The organism is Xanthomonas theicola (assembly GCF_014236795.1).
GTDB lineage: Bacteria > Pseudomonadota > Gammaproteobacteria > Xanthomonadales > Xanthomonadaceae > Xanthomonas_A > Xanthomonas_A theicola.
In genome coordinates this window covers 2,370,509-2,390,285 of the sequence record NZ_CP049017.1, presented here as the reverse complement: position 1 = coordinate 2,390,285, position 19,777 = coordinate 2,370,509, and the positions used below count along the sequence as shown (strand labels likewise).

The window sequence follows — 19,777 nt, the reverse complement described above, 5'->3', positions numbered from 1 at the left end:
TATCGACCACGCCCACGGCGCTCAGACCCTCGGTTTTTCGCCGTTTCCGGCGCATTTCCGGGGTATTTCCCGGATTACAGGCACACCCTCCCCACGACAGGCAGCAACTGCTTTCGCTTCAGCCACAGGTTCGACAGCGCAAACAGCGTCAGCACTTGCGCCGTGTTCTTCGCCAGGCCGCGATAGCGCACCTTGACGTAGCCAAACTGGCGCTTGATCACCCGGAACGGATGCTCCACCTTCGCCCTCAGGCTGGCCTTGGCGTGCTCCCAGCGCTGTGCCCACTTCAATTCGCGCTTGCTCTTGATCTGCTTCAGCTTCGAGGGCTTCTCCGCGATCAGATAGCGCAGCTTGCGCTTGCTCGCCATCTCCTCGCGCTTGGCCAGCCCGGTGTAGCCGCTGTCGCCGCATACCGTGTCTTCCTTGCCGTGCAGCAGCTTGTGCGCCTGGGTGATATCTGCGGCGTTGGCCGCCGTGCATTCCAAGTGGTGCACCAGCCCGGACTCATCGTCCACGCCGATGTGCGCTTTCATCCCGAAGTAGTACTGATTGCCCTTCTTGGTCTGGTGCATTTCCGGGTCGCGCTCGCCGTTCTTGTTCTTGGTCGAGCTGGGCGCGGCAATGATCGTGGCGTCCACGATGGTGCCGCCGCGCAGGCTCTGGCCCTTGCGCGATAGGTGCGCGTTGACCCGGTTGAACAGCGTGCGCGCCAGATCGTGCGTCTCCAGCAACCGGCGGAAGTTGAGGATCGTGGTCTCGTCCGGCACCTCATCCAACCCGCCGATCCTGGCGAAACGGCGCATCGACGCCGTGTCGTACAAGGCTTCTTCCGCGCCCGGGTCGCTCAGTGCGTACCACTGCTGCAGAAAGTGGATGCGCAGCATTGTCTCCAGCGGGTACGGCTGACGGCCCGGATGGCCCGACTTCGGATAGTGCGGCGCGATCAGCGCCAGCAGGTCTTTCCACGGCACCACCTGATCCATCTCGGCCAGCAACCTTTCGCGCCGCGTCTGCTTGCGCTTGCCGTTGTACTCCGCGTCGCCGAAAGACAATTGCATCGTCGTTGTCCTGTTGGGCTTTGTACGATTGTCGCAGGATCAGAGGGAGTTGTTCAGACCATCCCTAGGTGCTGGTCGAATGCACGAAGACCTGGCCGATGAAGGCCAGCGGGTCGGCTTGAACCGTGTGGCTCGGTTGATGGCCGTTGATGGCTTGCAAGGTTGGCCCGCCCGAAGCGTCGGGGGATGCGAGCCCGGCCGGCACTCACTCCGCCGGGCGTGCGCAACCGGCTGGAACGGGACTTCACCGCTCTGGAGCCGGATAGCAAATGGGTCACCGACATCACCGAGATCAAGACCGGGGAAGGCAAGCTCTATCTATGCGTTGTCTTGGACCTGTTCGACCATCGGGTGGTGGGCTGGTCCATGCATCATCGGCAAGATCGGCAGATGGTGATCCGGGCCGTGCAGACGGCTGTATGGCAGCGACAGGGCGACGAACCGGTGATCTTGCATTCGGATAGAGGCAGTCAGTTTCGAAGCGGTGACTATCAGACGTATTTGCTGACCAACACCCTGGTGTGCTCGATGAGCGCCGTGGGTCACTGCGCAGACAACGCCGCATGCGAGGGCTTCTTTGGCCTGCTCAAGCGCGAACGGATCTACCGCATGACCTATCCGACACTCGATGCGGCAAGAGCCGATGTGTTCCAATACATCGAGCGGCGCCACAACCCAAGGATGCGGCGAAGGATTGACAGAGAGGATTTGAAGTTTTCCACCCTTTCACGACCGGCCGTGATTTCGGGGTAGAACCCGTGATAACGGGGTAGAACCCGGCCGATGTGACGCAGTCGGAGAAGTTGCTGCACGGCAAGGAGCGCGAGGTCTACGCCGATGCGGGGTAGACCGGGGCGGACAAGCGCGAGGAACTGAAGGGTAAGCGCGTGTGCTGGAACATTGCCGAGCGGCGGAGCCGGATCAGGGCGCTGGCGGAGGGCGAGTTGAAGACTCTCAGCGAACTCGTCGAGCACCTGATCGCCAAGGTGCGGGCGCGGGTGGAGCATCCGTTCAGGGTGATCAAGCGGCAGTTCGGTCACCGGAAGGTGCGTTATCGGGGGCTGGCCAAGAACGATGCGCAGTTGAACGTGCTGTTTGCGTTGTCGAACCTATGGATGGCGCGCAGGCAGTTGTTGGCGATGACGGGGAAGGTGTGCCTGCGAACTGGAAAGGATGGGGTGTTTCCGCAGGTTACGGCCTGAAATGGCCTGAATGAGTGAAATATGCGTATCCATTTGCCGGTCAATCAGCCGCATCCGATCACGCCGCTTGGATCGGTGGCTTGTTCAGACCTTCCTTAGCCGATCTTAGACAAAACGATCCGCATCTGCAGTTGATCCGGGAAGAGGCGGCAATGGTGATGAAACTTGAGGAAATTCATGGCGATGTGAATGCTTTCATAGATAAGCTCAAGGTGATGGCGAGCCCATGTTAATTGATTTGCTGATCAGCCCTGAGTCTCAGCCAGCTTTCAGGCATGGGCCGCTTGCGGTGCGACTTGTCCGAAGCTTCCTGTCGTTTCAGCCTCAGGCTCTGCCTGCACGAAGTGCTGGCGCGACTTCCCGCAGCCGTGATGCGCTTCCAGCTTTGATTATGGCCAGTTCTGCGAGGGGCTCGCAATTTCTGCGGCTGAGGATCAGGGATAATCAGGATTAATTTTGCATTCGGTGGATTTTCACGATTACAGGGAATATGCGGTGAATGCGGGTATAGTGTAGATGATGTTCGGCTAGACCTTTCTTCTGCAGAAGTGGGGTAGGCTTGGATATCCTCATACATTTGGGAGCGCGGTATGAGATGGGTTACGGCTCCAGGCTGGTTACTGAGGCCCTAGGCTGCTATCGTGCGCCGCCCGACTTCCATCGACGCCGAGACCTGAGCGATGCGTGGCACTCTCTACATCGTCGCGGCGCCTTCCGGCGCCGGCAAAAGCAGCATCGTCAACGCCACCCTGGCGCGCGATCCGCAGATTGCGCTGTCGATCTCGTTCACCTCGCGCGCGCCGCGGCCGGGCGAACGCCACGCCGAGCACTACCACTTCGTGGCGGCCGAGCAATTCCAGCGCATGATCGATGCCGGCGACTTCTTCGAGTACGCCCGCGTCCACGGTGACTGGAAGGGCACGGCGCGGCAGTCGGTGGAGCCGCAGCTGGCGGCCGGCCGCGATGTGCTGCTGGAGATCGACTGGCAGGGCGCGCGCCAGGTGCGCGCCAAGGTTCCTGATGTGGTCAGCGTGTTCATCCTGCCGCCGTCGCGGGCGGCGCTGGAGCAGCGCATGCGCAAGCGCGGCCAGGACAGCGAGGCGGTGATCGCACAGCGGCTGGCCGCGGCGCGCGAGGAGATGTCGCATTACGCCGATTTCGACTACGTGATCGTCAACGAGGATTTCGGCACCGCGGTGGACGAGATGTGCGCGATCTTCGTCGCCAGCCGGTTGCGCCGCCTGCCGCAGCAACAGCGCCACGCCGGGCTGATCGCGGGATTGCTCCGGCAGCAGCCAACTGGCTGATTGCAAAGGAAACAGGACACAGCCGGGTTGATTTTGGCCGGTTCTCATCCTACAATCGCCGCCCTTTCCCTCATTCGAGCGCGCGGCCGTCGCCGGCCCGCCGGGAGCCCGCATGGCCCGCATCACTGTAGAAGACTGCCTGGAAGTCGTTAACAACCGTTTCGAACTGGTCATGATGGCGTCCAAGCGCGCCCGCCAGCTGGCCAATGGTGTGCAGGCCACCCTCGACAACACCGAATCGGCCGACAAGCCGACGGTGCTGGCGCTGCGCGAGATCGCGGCGCGCAAGATCGACAACGCGCTGATCGACGAGGTCGAGAAGGCCGAGCGCGAGCGCGCCGAGCGCGAAGCGCTGGAGTGGGCAGCGGCCGAGGTCGTCGCCGACGAGGACATGTCCAAGAACGACGACTGATCGCGTCCGGCCGCGCCGAACAGCCCGCATCCGCGGGCTGTTTCGCGTTTGGCGGTTTGCCGTCCTTGCGCTGCTGGCATAGTCTTCCCGCATGAACCCAGGCCCTTCCGCCCCGGTCGTCACCGCCGCACTGTCGCCGGCCAGCGGGGCGATCCCCGACTACGTCCTGCAACTCGAGCGCAGCGCCAGCTATCTGCCGGCCGAGCAGATCCCGCTGCTGCGCCGTGCCTGGGAAGTCGGCGCCGCCGCGCATGCCGGGCAGACGCGCAAGTCGGGCGAGCCGTACATCACCCATCCGGTGGCGGTGGCCGGGCTGCTGGCCGAACTCGGCCTGGACGTGGAAGCGCTGATCGCGGCGATCCTGCACGACACCATCGAGGACACGCCGCTGACCCGTGCCGAACTGGCCGCCGAATTCGGCGAGGCGGTCGCCGAACTGGTGGACGGCGTCACCAAGCTGGACAAGCTGAAGTTCCGCGACCGCCAGGAAGCGGCCGCCGAAAGCTTCCGCAAGATGCTGCTGGCGATGTCGCGCGACCTGCGCGTGATCATGATCAAGCTCGCCGACCGCCTGCACAACATGCGCACGCTCGGCGCGCAGAGCGCCGAGGCGCGCAGTCGCATCGCCCGCGAGACGCTGGAGATCTACGCGCCGATCGCGCAGCGCCTGGGCATGAGCCTGATGAAGTCCGAGCTGCAGAACCTCGGCTTCCGCGCGTTGCACCCATGGCGCCACGCGATCATCGAAAAGCACATCCGCAGCCAGCCAGTGGTGCGTCGCGAGTCGATGGCGCAGGTAGAGGTACGGCTGTCGCAGCGGCTGGCCAAGGAAGGGCTGGCGCACCGCCTGGTCAGCCGGATCAAGACCCCGTGGAGCATCTACAACAAGATGCGCGACGAGAACAAATCCTTCGACCAGGTGATGGACGTGTTCGGCTTCCGCCTGGCGGTACGCGCGGTGCCGGACTGTTACCACGCGCTGGGTGCGGTGCACGCCACCTTCAAGCCGTTGGACGCGCGCTTCCGTGACTTCATCGCCATCCCCAAGGCCAACGGCTACCAGTCGCTGCACACGGTGCTGTTCGGCCCCTACGGCTCGCCGATCGAGGTGCAGATCCGCACCGAGGAAATGGATCTGATCGCCGAGCGCGGCGTGGCCGCGCACTGGACCTACAAGTTCGGCGGCGACTCGCCCAACAGCGCGCAGAGCCGCGCGCATGCCTGGATCGTGGAACTGATCGAGTCGCAGCGCGCCGCCGGCTCGTCGCTGGAATTCCTGGACAACGTCAAGGTCGACCTGTTCCCGGACGAGGTCTACCTGTTCACGCCGAAAGGCAAGATCCTGGCGTTGCCGCGCAACTCCACCGCGCTGGACTTCGCCTACGCGGTGCATACCGACGTCGGCAACCGCGCGGTGGCCTCGCGGGTGGACAAGCGGCTGGTGCCGCTGCGCACCAAGCTGGTCAGCGGGCAGACCGTGGAAGTGATCACCGCGCGCTCGGCCACGCCCAAGCCGCAATGGCTGGAGTTCGTGGTCAGTAGCAAGGCGCGCACCGCGATCCGCCACCAGCTCAAGCAACTCGAGCACGAAGACGCGGTGCAACTGGGCCATCGCATGCTCGACCGCGCGCTGGAGGCGATGGACAGCGCGCTGGAAAGGCTGCCGAAGGGGCGCCTGGACGCGTTCCTCAGCGAACACCGCTATCCGCGCCTGGAGGCACTGCTGGCCGACATCGCGCTGGGCAACTGGATGCCGAACCAGGCCGCGCAGGCGCTGATGGCCTATGCGGAACTGCGCGGCGGCCATTCCAGGTACTCCCAGGAAAAGATCCTGATCAACGGCACCGAGCGCGGCGTGGTCAGCTTCGCCAATTGTTGCCAGCCGATTCCCGGCGACGAGATCATGGGCTACCACACCGCCGGCAAGGGCATCGTCGTGCACCGGTTGGACTGCCCGAACCTGGCCGAGCTGCGCAAGTCGCCCGAACGTTGGGTGCCGATCGGCTGGGACGCCAGCGTCATCGGCGACTACGACACCGCGCTGGTGGTGGACGTGGAAAACCGCACTGGTGTGCTGGCGCAACTGGCCGCGGCGATCGCACAGAGCCAATCCAACATCGAGCGGGTGGATTACCTGGACCGCGACTTCAACGCGGCGGTGCTGCGCTTCAGCATCCAGGTGCGCGACCGCAACCACCTGGCCGAGGTGATGCGCCGGCTGCGGCGCCTGACCGCGGTGCAGAGCGTGCGCCGGCAGTGAGACCGGGACTCGGGACTCGGGATTTTTGCGAGTACGCCGCATTTCTGCGTTTCTGCAGGAAGGGCTTCAGCCCCGACGCCTCACCGGTAAAGCGTCGGGGCTGAAGCCCTTCCTGCAGAAAAGCGGTTGGTGTGGAGTCGCAAAAAGCCGCTTTTTTCCTTCAAATAATGCGGCGATTTTTTCATCGAATCGCTTGACGGCGGTTTGCGCCGGGACATCATCCTGCCGTCCCGAGTCCCGAGTCCCGAGTCCCGAGTAAAATACCTCCTCACTCTTCCGTTGGAGCCGCCATGTCCCGCCACATCATCCACACCGAGCAGGCGCCGGCCGCGATCGGCCCGTACTCGCAGGCCGTGCGCGCCGGTAACACGGTGTACTTCTCCGGCCAGATCCCGCTGGATCCGGCGACCGGCGAGATCGTGCCCGGCGATATCGCCGCGCAAGCGCGGCGTGCGCTCGACAACCTCAAGGCGGTGGCCGAGGCGGCCGGCGGTTCGCTCGACCGGATCGTGCGGCTGGGCCTGTATCTGACCGATCTGGCGCAGTTCGGCCAGGTCAATGCGGTGATGCAGGACTACTTCCAGGCGCCGTTCCCGGCGCGCTCCACCATCGAAGTGTCCGGGCTGCCGAAAGGCGCCGGTTTCGAGGTCGATGCGGTCATGGTGCTCGACTGAGCGTCGGCCGTGCCGCACGTGCAGGTCCCGGCGCCGACGCTGTCGGCAGCAGGCGAGGCGCCGTTGTCGGCGCTGCCGGGCGTCGGCCCGAGGGTCGCGGAGAAGTTCGCCGCGCGCGGTCTGCTGACCCTGCAGGACCTGTGGCTGCACCTGCCGCTGCGCTATGAGGACCGCACCCGGCTGACCGCGGTGGCGGCGTTGCAGCCGGGCATCCCGGCGCAGGTCGAAGTGCGCGTGGAGGCGGTGGATCGCGGCTTCCGCTACCGGCCGACGCTGCGCGTGGTGGTGGCCGACGACTCGCGCGGCACGCTGGTGCTGCGCTTCTTCCAGTTCCGCGCTGCGCAGGTGGCGCAGTTCGCGGTCGGCGCGCGGCTGCGCGCGTTCGGCACGCCCAAGCCGGGACAGCACGGCCTGGAGATCGTGCACCCGAGCTACCAGATCCTCGGTGCCGCCGCTGCGGGGTTGGACGACCGCCTGGACCCGGTGTATCCGGCGGTCGAGGGCATCGGCCCGGCGACGCTGCGCAAGCTGATCGGGCAAGCGCTGGACCGGCTGCCCGACGACGCGTCGCTGGAGCTGCTGCCGGCGGCGATGTTGGCCGAACTGGGCCTGCCGTCGCTGCGCAGCGCACTGCTGGTCGCGCACCGGCCGCCGCCGCAGGCCGACCTGGGCGCGCTCGCCGCCGGCCTGCACCCGGCGCAGCAGCGGCTGGCGCTGGAAGAACTGCTGGCGCACCATCTGAGCCTGCGCCGGCAGCGCATCGCCCTGCAGCGCCAGCGTTCGCCGTCGCTGCGCGGCCGCGGCCTGCTGACCAGGCGTCTGCAGCAGTCGCTGCCGTTCCAGCTCACCGGCGCGCAGCAACGGGTGTTCGCGCAGATCCGCGCCGACTTGGAAAAGCCGTCGCCGATGCTGCGCCTGGTGCAGGGCGATGTCGGCAGCGGCAAGACCGTGGTCGCGGCGCTGGCGGCGATGCTGGCGGTGGACAAGGGCAAGCAGGCGGCGCTGGCGGCGCCGACCGAACTGCTCGCCGAGCAGCATCTGGCCAACCTGCGCGCGTGGCTGGAACCGCTGGGCATCCGCGTCGCCTGGCTGGCCGGCAAGGTCACCGGCAAGGCGCGCGCCGCGGTGCTGGCGCAGATCGCCTCGGGCGAGGCGCAGGTGGTGGTTGGCACGCACGCGCTGATGCAGGCCGCGGTGGCGTTCCACGACCTGGCCCTGGCCATCGTCGACGAGCAGCACCGCTTCGGCGTGCACCAGCGCCTGGCGCTGCGCGACAAGGGCGCCTCCGGCGCGGGCGTGCCGCACCAACTGGTGATGACCGCCACCCCGATCCCGCGCACGCTGGCGATGGCCGCCTATGCCGACCTGGACGTGTCGGCAATCGATGAACTGCCGCCCGGGCGGACCCCGGTGCAGACCATCGTGCTCAGCGCCGAGCGCCGCCCGGAGCTGGTGCAGCGCATCCGCGCGGCCTGCGCCGAGGGCCGTCAGGCGTACTGGGTGTGCACCCTGATCGACGAAACCGAGGACAGCGACAGGCCCGCGCAGGGGCGCGGCGGCGCGGCGGGCGACCGCATCGACGCCACCGCGGCGCAGGCCACGTTCGAGGCGCTGTCGGCGCAGTTGCCGGAACTGAAGGTGGGCCTGGCGCACGGGCGCATGAGGGGCGCCGAGAAGCAGGCGGCGATGCGCGCATTCAAGCAGGGCGCAATCGACCTGCTGGTCGCCACCACTGTGATCGAGGTCGGCGTCGACGTGCCGAATGCCTCGCTGATGATCATCGAGAACGCCGAACGCCTGGGCCTGGCGCAATTGCACCAGTTGCGCGGCCGGGTCGGGCGCGGCGCAGCCGCATCCAGTTGCGTGCTGATGTACCAGGCGCCGCTGTCGGCGATGGCACGGCAGCGGCTGCAAACCATGCGCCAGACCAGCGACGGCTTCGTCATCGCCGAGAAGGACCTGGAACTGCGCGGCCCCGGCGAGTTGCTCGGCACCCGCCAGACCGGCCTGGCCGCGTTCCGCGTCGCCGACCTGGCGCGCGACGCCGGCATGCTGCCGCGGGTGCATGCGCTGGCCGAACGGCTGCTGGCCGAGGCGCCGGCGCTCGCCGATCGCATCGTCGCGCGCTGGGTCGGCGGCGCGGCGCGCTACGCGGCAGCGTAGCCGCTGGGATTGGGGATCCGCCAGGGCCGCGATTGTTTGCCGATTCCCAATCTCGGCTTTCCACCGCCCTGCCGCGATGCCAGACTCGACCGCCGAACGGACCAATGAAAAATCACGGCATGAACGACAAGATTCCCCTGCTGATCGACACCGATCCCGGCGTGGACGACGCCCTGGCCCTGCTGATGGCCTTCGCCGACGCGCGCCACGAGGTGGTCGGGCTGACCATCGCCGCCGGCAACGTCGGCCTGCAGTACACCGTGCGCAATGCGCTGAAGCTGTGCGAAGTGGCCGGGCGCGAGGACGTGCCGGTGTTCGCCGGCTGCGCCGATCCGCTGCTGCACACGGCGGTGGACGCCGCCCATGTGCACGGCCTGGACGGCTTCGGCGACGTCGGCACGGCGCCGGCGGCGCGCGCGGCCGAGGCCGAGCATGCCGTACTGGCGATCCTGCGTCTATCGCACCGGTACGCCGGCGCCCTGCTGCTGGTCGCGCTGGGGCCGCTGACCAACATCGCGCTGGCGCTGAAGCTGGACCCGACCCTGCCGCAGCGCGTGCGCCGCTTCGTGGTGATGGGCGGGGCGATCACCTGCCACGGCAACATCACCCCGGCGGCCGAGTTCAACATCGCCTTCGACCCGGAGGCGGCGCACATCGTGTTTTCCGCATTCCCGCACATCGACGTCGCCGACTGGGAGGCCACCGTGGCCCACGGTCTGCCGCACCGCGAGGTCGCACAATGGCTGGCGGCCGACGCCGACAAGGCGCGCTTCTACGACGCGATCTCGCGCAAGACCCGGTTGTGGTCGGAGGATTCGCGCGGCGAGTACTGGTATGCCGCCGACGCGCTGGCGATGGCCTGGGCGCTGCAGCCCGACGCCGCGCTGGAGGTGCAGTCGCGGCCACTGCAGGTCGAGCTGGCCGGGGTCCACAGCCGCGGTGCCACCCTGGTCGACTGGAACCGCCAGCTCGGCCTGGCCGACAACGCGGCCATGTTGATCCGCTACGACCAGACGCGGTTTCAGGCGCTGGTGCGCGCGGCGGTCGGCGCCGGTTGAGCCGGCCGCGCCGCCCCCCGGAACGTGAATCGGGACAACGTTGCCCTTGCACGAACGTCGAGGGAGTTGGTATGATTTGCCTCTTGTCCAGCAGCCCCCTACGGTGCGAGCCCATGAAGGCCGACATCCATCCGCAGTACCGCGACGTCGTGTTCCACGATGTCACCTCCGATTTCAAGATCCTGACCCGGTCGACCATGTCCTCAAAAGAGGCGGTCAAGTGGGAGGATGGCGAACAATACCCGCTGATCAAGGTCGAAATCTCCTCAGCCTCGCACCCGTTCTACACGGGCAAGCACAAGGTCATCGACACCAGCGGCCGCATCGACAAGTTCCAGAAGCGCTACGCGCGCTGATCGGACCCATCGAAGTGGCAGAAGACGGCCGCGCCCTGCGCGGCCGTCTTTTTTTGGCTTCTCCGATGCGCGATTCCCGGCAAGCCGCCGCCGGCGTCATCCTTCCGTCCTGGCGGCGGCGGGGGTGCAACGCTGTGTCGCGCCGCAGGCCCTCGCGCTACGACTCGAGTACGAGCGACGACGCAAATGTCGCTGTGCGATAATGGCGCGATCCGTGGTAATTGCCGTGGACTTCCTTCACTCGTCTGTTCGCAAAGCTTCGGACAGGCGTCTTCCACTGAGGAGCGCACACTGTGTCCGATCTTGATCAGGTCACGCTGAACGCCGGCGACAAATCTGTCGTACTGCCGGTACTCGAACCCACCTTAGGCAACGCTTGCGTCGACATTTCCAAGTTGACCAAGGAGACCGGTCTGTTCACCTACGACTCGGGCTTCACAGCGACCGCCAGCTGCAAGTCGGCCATCACCTACATCGATGGCGACAACGGCGTGCTGCTGTACCGCGGCTATCCGATCGAGCAACTGGCCGAGAAGTCCAACTTCCTGGAAGTGGCCTACCTGCTGATGAACGGCGAGCTGCCCAGCGCCGACGAATTTAAGAAGTTCGACCACGAAGTGACGCATCACACGATGATGCACGAGTCATTGAAGAACTTCCTCGGCGGCTTCCGCCACGACGCGCACCCGATGGCGATGATGGCCGGCACCGTGGCCTCGCTGTCGGCGTTCTACCACGACACCCTGGACTTGAACGATCCGGAGCAGCGGCGCCTGGCCGCGATCCGCCTGATCGCCAAGGTGCCGACCATCGCCGCCGCGGCGCACCGCTATTCGATCGGCTGGCCGATCCGCTACCCGCGCAACAACCTCGGCTACGTCGGGCGCTTCCTGCACATGATGTTCGAAGTGCCGAGCGAGCAGCTGGAGATGAACCCGGTTGTGGCCAAGGCGCTGGACCTGCTTTTCATCCTGCACGCCGACCACGAGCAGAACGCCTCCACCTCGACGGTGCGCCTGGTCGGCTCCACCGGCGCCAACCCGTACGCCTCGGTCGCCGCCGGCATCACCGCGCTATGGGGCCCGGCGCACGGCGGCGCCAACGAGGCCGTGCTGAAGATGCTGGAGGAGATCGGCACCGCCGACAACGTCGAGAGCGCCGTGGCCAAGGCCAAGGACAAGAACTCCAGCTTCCGCCTGATGGGCTTCGGTCATCGCGTATACAAGAACTTCGACCCGCGCGCCAAGATCATCCGCGAGATGACCCACAAGGTACTGGGCGAACTGGGCGTCAACGATCCGCTGCTGGAAGTGGCCCTGAAGCTGGAAGAGGCCGCGTTGAAGGACGACTACTTCGTGCAGCGCAAACTGTACCCGAACGTGGACTTCTATTCGGGTATCATCTACAAGGCGCTGAACATCCCGGTGGAGATGTTCACCGTGATGTTCGCCATCGCGCGCACCGCCGGCTGGGTGTCGCATTGGCTGGAGCAGCAGGTCGATCCGGAACTGAAGATCGGCCGTCCACGCCAGATCTACACCGGCCACGACAAGCGTGACTACAAGAGCGACGGCCAGCATTGATCGCTGCCGTTTGTTCGTCGCAGGAACGCCCCGCTTTGCGGGGCGTTTTTATGGGGTGGACGCTATTTGGTAGCAAATGCCCAAAGACCTGTCTCGACCTATCCGTAGCATTTTGGCTGCCGATCGACCTTCTGGAGGAGCATTGGATACGAGTCGCTGGCGATGGTGTGAATAGGCGACTGATCACAGCTGCATCTTTTCTTATGAGGCGCTAAACCAACCTGAGAGTTCCCCCGGCTCTGCCGGGGAGGCAGTAGAAGTTTGACGTATCCGGGAGTCCATCCCGGAGACTCCGCAACGTGAGCGGCCAAGCACACGAGACGGAGAAACCGAGATGGATGAGTTTGAGAGCTTAAGTCACACCAGGTGGGAGTGTCTGTACCACGTTGTGTTCATACCGAAGTGTCGCCGTAAGACACTGTATGTGGGTCTGAGGAAGCATCTAGGAGAGGTGTTCCGGCGATTGGCCGAGCAGAAGGAGAGCCGGGTCGAGGAGGGCCATCTGATGCCAGATCACGTCCATATGCTGTTGAAGATTCCGCCGAAGTAGGCGGTGTCGCAGGTGGTGGGCTATATCAAGGGCAAGAGCGCCATCCACCTAGCGCGGGTGTATGGGGAGCGGAAGCGGAACTTTGTAGGGCAGAGCTTCTGGGCGCGAGGTTACTTCGTTACGAGGGTAGGTCGGGATGAAGGGTTGATCGGGGCATACATCCAGAACCAAGAGGCGGAAGATCGGCGCTTGGACCAATTGCAGTTGCTGAGGTAGTCGGCCACCTTCAGGTGGCCCTAACAAGGGAGGCGCGTAGCGCTCCCGCAGCCGCTTTGAGCGGCTCACATCTCTAAAGCCCCCGGCTTTGCCGGGGGATATTTACTCGAACACTGCCTGCCGGCACAGCGCGGCAATGTCAGCATGACCAACCTGCAAGTGGTCAACGCCATCCTTTACGTTGCCGAGCATGGCTGCAAATGGCGCGGCCTGCCCAAGCGCTTTGGCAACTGGCACACGGTGTACACACGCATGAACCGCTGGGCCAAGGCGGGTGTGCTGGACCGGATGTTGGCCCAATTGCAGAAGTCCCAGATCGTGCGCATCAAAATCGAAGCAATCTCGCTGGACTCCACCAGCATCAAGGTGCATCCCGATGGCACGGGCGCATTAAAAAAAACGGTCCGCAGGCCGTCGGCAAGTCCCGCGGTGGATGGAACACCAAGATTCATATGGTTGCCGCAGATGCTCGAACAGCCATCACCTTTGGATTGACGCCTGGTAACGTGCATGACGCACCTGCAGGCCGCACGTTGCTTGAACACCTGGGGCCAGTGGAGCGGCCGATTCATTTGTTGATGGACCGTGCCTACGAAGGCAACCAAACCCGCCAGTTGGCGCTCGATCTTGGCTTCGTGCCGGTGGTCCCGCCGAAATCCAATCGGGTCGAGCCTTGGGAATACAACCGGGAGATGTACAAGCGGCGCAACGAAGTGGAGAGACTGTTCCGTCGCCTGAAAGGCTACCGCCGGATTTTCTCGCGCTTCGAGAAGCTGGATGCCATGTTCCTTGGATTCCTCAGCTTCGTCCTGGTCGTTGATGGGCTTCGGATGTGTTAACAGGCCCTAGTTGAGGCATCAGCGCAACCGTGAGTTGAATGCCGAAGCGCTGACACCAGGGGGCCAGCTCTTCGGCCAGTACGCTGCAGAAACGTGCCGTGTCCCGCGGAGTAGGTAACTGTTGAGCCTGGTGCTTGTTCTGGGCAAACGGCAGGTTGAACGTCAGGGTATCGACAATCACCTGAAGGTCGCGTGCGCCCAGTCCGTACAGGCGAGCGACCCAGGCATCGACGTCCTCCCAAGACACCTGTCCCTCGCGTAGCCGTTCAAATAGTTGAACGACTTCGGTGCGCTGAGAGGGCGCGAGTGCGTCGAAGTCGGGGATGGGAACACGATCCAGGGTCGCCTTCTCGATGACTTCGCGCTCGAAGCCAAATTTTCCGCTGGTGACGAGTGCCAACCAGACCGCCAGCCGGCTGCCGATAACCAAGGCGAGATAACGCACGAACCCGTGGGCATCGTCATGTCCTGCCAGGCTGTAACCGTAAAAGGTTTCGTTGAAGACCACATCGGTCTCGGAGATCGCTACCCCGATTCTCCCATTAGCTGCAGGTGGGGACTGATGCACGATGACCAGCGGGCCAGCAAAAAATGTCAAATGCCCTGACACGATGCACCCGTTCTTGTGCAAAAGCCGGAAGTCCTTTCCCAGCTATGAGCACCGGCGTAAACGTCTCCGCATCGATTTCCGGCACTCCGATCAAGCGACGAGCATCAACCTCGCCGGCCACTGGCCACCTCCGGACGCCCATTGCCGAGCCTAGCCAATGTGGTGACCGGGGCGTGGTCGCCCATGTCCATCATGGCCTGCTGCGGGGAGTGCCGGTCCAGTGCAATGCGATAGACGTCCAGACGTCCGGGAGCGACCACGCCGAGATAGGGAGCGTCACCCCGCATGGCGAGTAAACGACGAATCTGGTGCAAGTGCTGTGCGTCTTGCAGGGCATCCTCAGCTACCAGGAACAGCAGTGGCGCACCTTGCCACTCATAGAACGCATCCACGGCGCCCAGCACGGAACCTTGAGGGCGTCGTGCCATCAGCAGCGTCGCGTAGGGCAGCAATGTGGGCGATCCCCATCTAACCGATGGAGCGCGGCCGGATCAGCACCGTAGCGCATCAACGACGCGACCATGTCAATCATGGGGCACCTTCAGGGGGATCTGATAAATTTTCTGGCAGGGGCGCTTCATGCGTGTCAAAAATCCATTGGCTGCTGTGGATCTCCCCCAAACCGCCCACTCTTGCCGTTGCCACGCGGCCTCTTGGGCGTGATCGCCACCTTTGACATGATCTGTCGGTAATCCCCGCCTCTTTCTGCCAGCCCTACAACCAATACAGCGATCAACGCGATATGCGTGGGCAGTTCGCCAAGACGGGCGTAATTGGAGAGTGAGTTGGGATTCATGCCCACCAGTCCGGCGAACGCTCTCACGCTCAAACCGATTTTTTGAAGTTCCACCAGGAAATCCGAGTAAGACATGCCATCCAAGCTGGGAACACATGACTGCATGTAGGGTAGCACATAAATATATGTATATTTGTACAATCGAAGGAAGGTCTACGCCTGTCGATGGTGCTCGGGCTCCAGCCTGGCGCTAGCGAGGATGCAGGAATGAATCAAACGATCGAAAAACGTCTCAGAAGGCCTTCCGGCCCGGCTACTTCGAAGCCCGTCTGAAGCTGCGGTCCCCACGGGAGCGGTTTGACAGCGTCCGCCACAGTCCTTAACATTCTGCAGCTTATGTCCGCGAACGTGCCCGAACTGTTGGATGCTTGGCGGATGGTTGCAGCGCGCAGGGTCTTCGAAGACCGCCTGCCGCTCTCGGCGATGACCCGTCTGCAAGGCAGCCTGGCCGATACCGAAGGCGAATGCCGCTACACGCTGGAATTCGGCCGCGACGCTGTACTGCAAGTGTCCTACGTCGAACTGAGGCTCGACACCGCGCTGCCGCTGATCTGCCAGCGCAGCCTGCAGCGCTTCCTGCTGCCGGTGTCGAGCGTGCAGCGGCTGGGGCTGATCCGCAGCGAGGCCGAGGAGGCCGCGCTGCCGCCGGACTACGAGGCCTTGCTGGTGCCGGACGACGGCCTGCTGCGGCCCGCCGATCTGGTCGAGGACGAGTTGGTGCTGGCGGTCCCGCTGGTGCCGGTGGCGCCCGGAAGCGAGGCGGTCGAACAGGACTGGCCGGCGACCGCGGAAGAGGTGAGCAAGGCCAGCCCGTTCGCGGCGTTGGCGGCGCTGAAGAAACAGTAGCGGGCGGCCCGCCGGCCCGCTGCCTGAGGTTGTTGCCGGACGTGCGCGTCCTGTGCGACGTAATGACGACAGATGTAAACGAACCGAGTTTGGAGCAATCCCATGGCTGTGCAGAAATCCCGTGTCACCCCGTCCCGCCGCGGCCAGCGCCGTTCGCACGACGCCCTCAGCGCCAAGCAGCTGTCGACCGATCCGACCAGCGGCGAGGTCCACCTGCGCCACCACATCACCGCCGACGGCTACTACCGCGGCAAGAAGGTGATCGCGACCAAGACCGCGCAGGTCGAAGAAGATTGATCCGTGCCCGTCCACCGCGCGGCGGCGGACGGAATCACCCATCTTCACAAGGCCGCACCGCACCGGGCGGCCTGCGTAACAGGCAACAGGAACCAGCATGAGCAAGCGGATCTATTCCAGGATCGCGGGCACCGGCAGCTATTTGCCTGAAAAAGTGTTGACCAACGACGATCTGTCGCACATGGTCGATACCAGCGACGAATGGATCCGCAGCCGCACCGGCATCCGCGAGCGGCACATCGCCGCCGCCGGCCAGACCGCCGGCGACCTGGGGTACGAAGCCGCGCTGAAGGCGATCGAGGCCGCCGGCATCGATGTCGCCGCGCTGGACATGATCGTGGTCGGCACCACCACCCCGGACCTGATCTTCCCGTCCACCGCCTGCCTGATCCAGGCGCGGCTGGGCGCGGTCGGCTGCGCCGCGCTGGACGTCAACGCGGCCTGTTCGGGCTTCGTCTACGCGCTCAGCGTGGCCGACAAGTTCATCCGCTGCGGCGATGCCAAGACCGTGCTGGTGATCGGCACCGAGACCCTCAGCCGCATCGTCGACTGGACCGAGCGCACTACCTGCGTGCTGTTCGGCGACGGCGCCGGCGCGGTGGTCCTGCGCGCCGACGAGGACACCGGCATCCTCAGCACCCACCTGCACGCCGACGGCAGCAAGAAGGAACTGCTGTGGAACCCGGTCGGCATTTCCACCGGGCTCGGCGATGGGACCGGCGACGCGTCCGACGGCGGCATCCAGATGAAGGGCAGCGAGGTGTTCAAGTACGCGGTCAGGGCGCTGGATGCGGTGGTCGACCAGACCCTGGACGCCAACGGCCTGGGCAAGCATGACCTGGACTGGCTGATCCCGCACCAGGCCAACCTGCGCATCATCGAAGCCACCGCCAAGCGCCTGGATCTGTCGATGGACCAGGTGGTGGTCACAGTGGACGTGCATGGCAACACCTCGTCGGCATCGGTGCCGATGGCGCTGGACGTGGCGGTGCGTTCCGGCCGCGTGCAGCGCGGCCAACTGCTGCTGCTGGAAGCCTTCGGCGGCGGCTTCACCTGGGGATCGGCGCTGCTGCGCTACTGAGCCCGGGAGTCCCGCGGCATGGCGCGCGCGGCGCGCGGCGCTGCACATCACCGAACGTTATACGCACCTGCCCGCAGCCGCTGGCGCGGATGGCCGCGGCCCGGTACGGCGGGCTGGACCGGTTGCGGCGGTTGCTGCAGCCGCCGTCGCTCGGCGCCGCACATACGCCCGGGTACAGACGCACGGACGGTTTCGCCCGTATCATCGCCGCTCGATTTTTGCAGGCGGATCCGCGTGACCAATCCCATACTCGCCTTCGTTTTCCCCGGCCAGGGTTCGCAATCGCTGGGCATGCTGGCCGAACTGTCCGAACTGCACCCGCAGCTGCGCGACAGCTTCGCCGAGGCCTCCGACGGTGCCGGCGTCGACCTGTGGGCGCTGAGCCAGGGCGGTCCCGAGGAGATGCTCAACCGTACCGAGTACACCCAGCCGGCGCTGCTGGCGGCGAGCGTGGCGCTGTGGCGGCTGTGGCTGGCGCAGGGCGGCGCGCGGCCGGCGCAGCTGGCCGGGCACAGCCTGGGCGAATACAGCGCGCTGGTCGCGGCCGGTGCGCTGTCGTTGCACGACGGTGCGCACCTGGTGCGCCTGCGCGGCCAGTTGATGCAGGGCACGGCCCCGGCCGGCGTCGGCGCGATGGCCGCGGTGATCGGCGCCGAGGACGCGCTGGTCGAGGAGGTCTGCGCACAGGCCGCCGGCAGCCAGGTGGTGGTCCCGGCCAACTACAACGCCCCCGGCCAGGTGGTGATCGGCGGCGACGCGGCCGCGGTCGACCGCGCACTGGCGCTGCTGGTCGAGCGCGGCGTGCGCAAGACGGTGAAGCTGGCGGTCAGCGTGCCCTCGCATACGCCGCTGATGCGCGAGGCGGCCAACCGCCTGGCCGAGGCGATGCATGGCCTGGCTTGGCATGCGCCGCAGCTGCCGGTGGTGCAGAACGTCGACGCCAAGGTGCACGACGGCGTCGAGGCGATCCGCCAGGCGCTGGTCGAGCAGCTGTACCTGCCGGTGCGCTGGACCGGCTGCGTGCAGGCGCTGGCCGCGCGCGGCGCCACCGGCGTGGTCGAATGCGGCCCGGGCAAGGTGCTGACCGGACTGGTCAAGCGCATCGACAAGTCGCTGGACGGGCACGCGCTGGCCACCCCGGCCGACTTCGCCGCCGCACTCGAAGCCTGGGCCGCCTGATCCCGCCGCCGCGCGCGGGCGGGTACGCCCGCGGCGGTCTTCTTTCCCCCGGCGCCTCGCGCGCCGTCCGTCCCCCAAGGAACAGCAGATGAGCAAGCCATTGCAGGGCGACGTCGCCCTCGTCACCGGCGCCAGCCGCGGCATCGGTGCGGCCATCGCCGACCAACTGGCCGCGCAGGGCGCCACCGTCATTGGCACCGCGACCTCCGCCTCCGGCGCGCAGGCGATCGGCGAGCGCCTGGCCGCCCACGGCGGCCACGGCCGCGCCCTGGACGTCACCGACGCGGCCGCGGTCGAGGCGCTGGTCGAGGCGATCGGCAAGGACTTCGGCGCGGTCTCGGTCCTGGTCAACAACGCCGGCATCACCCGCGACAACCTGCTGATGCGGATGAAGGAAGACGACTGGCAGGCGATCATCGACACCAACCTGACCAGCGTGTTCCGCACCTCCAAGGCGGTGCTGCGCGGCATGATGAAGGCGCGCAAGGGCCGCATCGTCAACATCGCCTCGGTGGTCGGGGTGACCGGCAATCCGGGCCAGGCCAACTATGCGGCCGCCAAGGCCGGCATCATCGCCTTCTCCAAGTCGATGGCCAAGGAAATCGGCTCGCGCGGCATCACCGTCAACGTGGTCGCGCCAGGCTTCATCGACACCGACATGACCAGGGCATTGCCCGAGGCGCAACGCGCCGCGCTGCTGGAGCAGATCGCGCTCGGCCAGCTCGGCCAGCCGGCCGACATCGCCAACGCGGTGGCGTTCCTGGCCGGTCCCGGGGCCGGCTACATCACCGGCGAGACCCTGCATGTGAACGGTGGGATGTACATGCCGTAAGCCTGTGGCGCAAGGATCGCGCCTAAGTGACTGATCGGCAGGCGGTTGTGCAGCGATGCAAGGGCCGAGCGGTTTCCACTACACTATCCAACGCGGCCATCGCAGTCCGATGGCGTTTCGAACCACCACTACTCCATCTGGAGCGATATCCCAATGAGCACCATCGAAGAACGCGTCAAGAAAATCGTCGTCGAACAACTCGGCGTCAAGGAAGAAGAAGTCACCAACAGCGCATCGTTCGTCGATGACCTCGGTGCCGACTCGCTGGACACCGTCGAGCTGGTGATGGCGCTGGAAGAAGAGTTCGAGTGCGAGATTCCGGACGAAGAAGCCGAGAAGATCACCTCGGTGCAGCAGGCCATCGACTACGTCAAGGCGCACGTCAAGAGCTGATGCTCCGTTCTCGATCGCGATCGGCGCCTGCGTGGGTCCGGTCCGCGTGACAATCCCATGGGGCC

Annotated in this window: 20 protein-coding genes and 3 pseudogenes; 19 read left to right on the top strand and 4 right to left on the bottom strand. The window is 65.4% G+C overall.

Annotation, left to right across the window (positions count from 1 at the left end):
* Nucleotides 1–74 precede the first annotated feature (74 nt).
* On the bottom strand, nucleotides 75–1,058 hold the full coding sequence (locus G4Q83_RS11100; RefSeq protein WP_185817191.1) for an IS5 family transposase: 984 nt from the start codon (nucleotides 1,056–1,058) through the stop codon (nucleotides 75–77).
* A 55-nt stretch (nucleotides 1,059–1,113) separates the two neighbouring features.
* Here G4Q83_RS11100 and G4Q83_RS11095 point away from each other — a divergent pair.
* The 13 genes and pseudogenes from G4Q83_RS11095 to G4Q83_RS11035 form a co-directional block, all read left to right on the top strand.
* Nucleotides 1,114–1,811, top strand: a pseudogene (locus G4Q83_RS11095) (IS3 family transposase); the annotation flags it as partial.
* A 20-nt stretch (nucleotides 1,812–1,831) separates the two neighbouring features.
* A pseudogene (locus G4Q83_RS11090) lies at nucleotides 1,832–2,260 on the top strand (transposase); the annotation flags it as partial.
* 14 nt (nucleotides 2,261–2,274) lie between these two features.
* The gene (locus G4Q83_RS11085) at nucleotides 2,275–2,493 is read left to right on the top strand and encodes a hypothetical protein (protein WP_128421516.1); all 219 of its coding nucleotides are present in this window, start codon (nucleotides 2,275–2,277) and stop codon (nucleotides 2,491–2,493) included.
* A gap of 447 nt (nucleotides 2,494–2,940) precedes the next feature.
* Nucleotides 2,941–3,567, top strand: a complete 627-nt coding sequence (gene gmk / locus G4Q83_RS11080) for a guanylate kinase (protein ID WP_128421515.1) — start codon at nucleotides 2,941–2,943, stop codon at nucleotides 3,565–3,567.
* A gap of 112 nt (nucleotides 3,568–3,679) precedes the next feature.
* On the top strand, nucleotides 3,680–3,979 hold the full coding sequence (gene rpoZ, locus G4Q83_RS11075; protein WP_010343101.1) for a DNA-directed RNA polymerase subunit omega: 300 nt from the start codon (nucleotides 3,680–3,682) through the stop codon (nucleotides 3,977–3,979).
* A gap of 91 nt (nucleotides 3,980–4,070) precedes the next feature.
* On the top strand, nucleotides 4,071–6,239 hold the full coding sequence (locus tag G4Q83_RS11070) for a RelA/SpoT family protein (protein WP_128421514.1): 2,169 nt from the start codon (nucleotides 4,071–4,073) through the stop codon (nucleotides 6,237–6,239).
* 290 nt (nucleotides 6,240–6,529) lie between these two features.
* Complete coding sequence (locus G4Q83_RS11065; protein ID WP_128421513.1) at nucleotides 6,530–6,913, top strand: RidA family protein; 384 nt, start codon at nucleotides 6,530–6,532, stop codon at nucleotides 6,911–6,913.
* Nucleotides 6,914–6,922: 9 nt separating this feature from the next.
* Nucleotides 6,923–9,076, top strand: coding sequence for an ATP-dependent DNA helicase RecG (gene recG, locus G4Q83_RS11060; RefSeq protein WP_128421512.1), 2,154 nt, complete (start codon nucleotides 6,923–6,925; stop codon nucleotides 9,074–9,076).
* Between the two features lie 119 nt (nucleotides 9,077–9,195).
* A complete protein-coding gene (locus G4Q83_RS11055; RefSeq protein ID WP_128421511.1) occupies nucleotides 9,196–10,134 on the top strand; it encodes a nucleoside hydrolase in 939 nt (312 codons plus the stop codon).
* Nucleotides 10,135–10,247: 113 nt separating this feature from the next.
* Complete coding sequence (locus G4Q83_RS11050) at nucleotides 10,248–10,490, top strand: type B 50S ribosomal protein L31 (RefSeq protein WP_128421510.1); 243 nt, start codon at nucleotides 10,248–10,250, stop codon at nucleotides 10,488–10,490.
* A gap of 293 nt (nucleotides 10,491–10,783) precedes the next feature.
* Nucleotides 10,784–12,073 (top strand): citrate synthase, encoded by a 1,290-nt coding sequence (locus G4Q83_RS11045; RefSeq protein WP_128421509.1) that lies wholly within the window; start codon nucleotides 10,784–10,786, stop codon nucleotides 12,071–12,073.
* Between the two features lie 334 nt (nucleotides 12,074–12,407).
* Nucleotides 12,408–12,839, top strand: a pseudogene (gene tnpA, locus G4Q83_RS11040) (IS200/IS605 family transposase).
* Nucleotides 12,840–12,908: 69 nt separating this feature from the next.
* Nucleotides 12,909–13,678 (top strand): IS5 family transposase gene (locus G4Q83_RS11035; protein ID WP_246432384.1). Its coding sequence is split into 2 segments (ribosomal slippage): nucleotides 12,909–13,230 and nucleotides 13,230–13,678, totalling 771 coding nucleotides; the frame shifts between segments, so codons are not numbered across the junction.
* On the opposite strand, the gene G4Q83_RS11030 is transcribed toward G4Q83_RS11035, so the two are convergent.
* The 3 genes from G4Q83_RS11030 to G4Q83_RS11020 form a co-directional block, all read right to left on the bottom strand.
* The gene (locus G4Q83_RS11030; RefSeq protein WP_128421451.1) at nucleotides 13,638–14,309 is read right to left on the bottom strand and encodes a hypothetical protein; all 672 of its coding nucleotides are present in this window, start codon (nucleotides 14,307–14,309) and stop codon (nucleotides 13,638–13,640) included. The two genes, G4Q83_RS11035 and G4Q83_RS11030, sit on opposite strands and share 41 nt — an antisense overlap.
* 83 nt (nucleotides 14,310–14,392) lie before the next feature.
* A complete protein-coding gene (locus tag G4Q83_RS11025; RefSeq protein WP_128421450.1) occupies nucleotides 14,393–14,740 on the bottom strand; it encodes a hypothetical protein in 348 nt (115 codons plus the stop codon).
* 134 nt (nucleotides 14,741–14,874) lie between these two features.
* Nucleotides 14,875–15,159, bottom strand: coding sequence for an XRE family transcriptional regulator (locus G4Q83_RS11020; RefSeq protein WP_128421449.1), 285 nt, complete (start codon nucleotides 15,157–15,159; stop codon nucleotides 14,875–14,877).
* A gap of 261 nt (nucleotides 15,160–15,420) precedes the next feature.
* Between G4Q83_RS11020 and G4Q83_RS11015 the strand changes: the two genes are divergently transcribed.
* The 6 genes from G4Q83_RS11015 (at nucleotide 15,421) to acpP (ending at nucleotide 19,712) form a co-directional block, all read left to right on the top strand.
* Nucleotides 15,421–15,930, top strand: coding sequence for a YceD family protein (locus G4Q83_RS11015; RefSeq protein WP_128421448.1), 510 nt, complete (start codon nucleotides 15,421–15,423; stop codon nucleotides 15,928–15,930).
* Nucleotides 15,931–16,032: 102 nt separating this feature from the next.
* Nucleotides 16,033–16,227, top strand: coding sequence for a 50S ribosomal protein L32 (rpmF, locus tag G4Q83_RS11010; RefSeq protein ID WP_128421447.1), 195 nt, complete (start codon nucleotides 16,033–16,035; stop codon nucleotides 16,225–16,227).
* A 97-nt stretch (nucleotides 16,228–16,324) separates the two neighbouring features.
* The gene (locus G4Q83_RS11005; RefSeq protein ID WP_128421446.1) at nucleotides 16,325–17,308 is read left to right on the top strand and encodes a beta-ketoacyl-ACP synthase III; all 984 of its coding nucleotides are present in this window, start codon (nucleotides 16,325–16,327) and stop codon (nucleotides 17,306–17,308) included.
* Nucleotides 17,309–17,542: 234 nt separating this feature from the next.
* On the top strand, nucleotides 17,543–18,487 hold the full coding sequence (gene fabD / locus G4Q83_RS11000) for an ACP S-malonyltransferase (RefSeq protein WP_128421445.1): 945 nt from the start codon (nucleotides 17,543–17,545) through the stop codon (nucleotides 18,485–18,487).
* An 88-nt stretch (nucleotides 18,488–18,575) separates the two neighbouring features.
* Nucleotides 18,576–19,319, top strand: coding sequence for a 3-oxoacyl-ACP reductase FabG (gene fabG / locus G4Q83_RS10995; RefSeq protein ID WP_128421444.1), 744 nt, complete (start codon nucleotides 18,576–18,578; stop codon nucleotides 19,317–19,319).
* A gap of 153 nt (nucleotides 19,320–19,472) precedes the next feature.
* On the top strand, nucleotides 19,473–19,712 hold the full coding sequence (gene acpP, locus G4Q83_RS10990) for an acyl carrier protein (RefSeq protein ID WP_046981398.1): 240 nt from the start codon (nucleotides 19,473–19,475) through the stop codon (nucleotides 19,710–19,712).
* The last annotated feature ends 65 nt before the right edge of the window (nucleotides 19,713–19,777 follow it).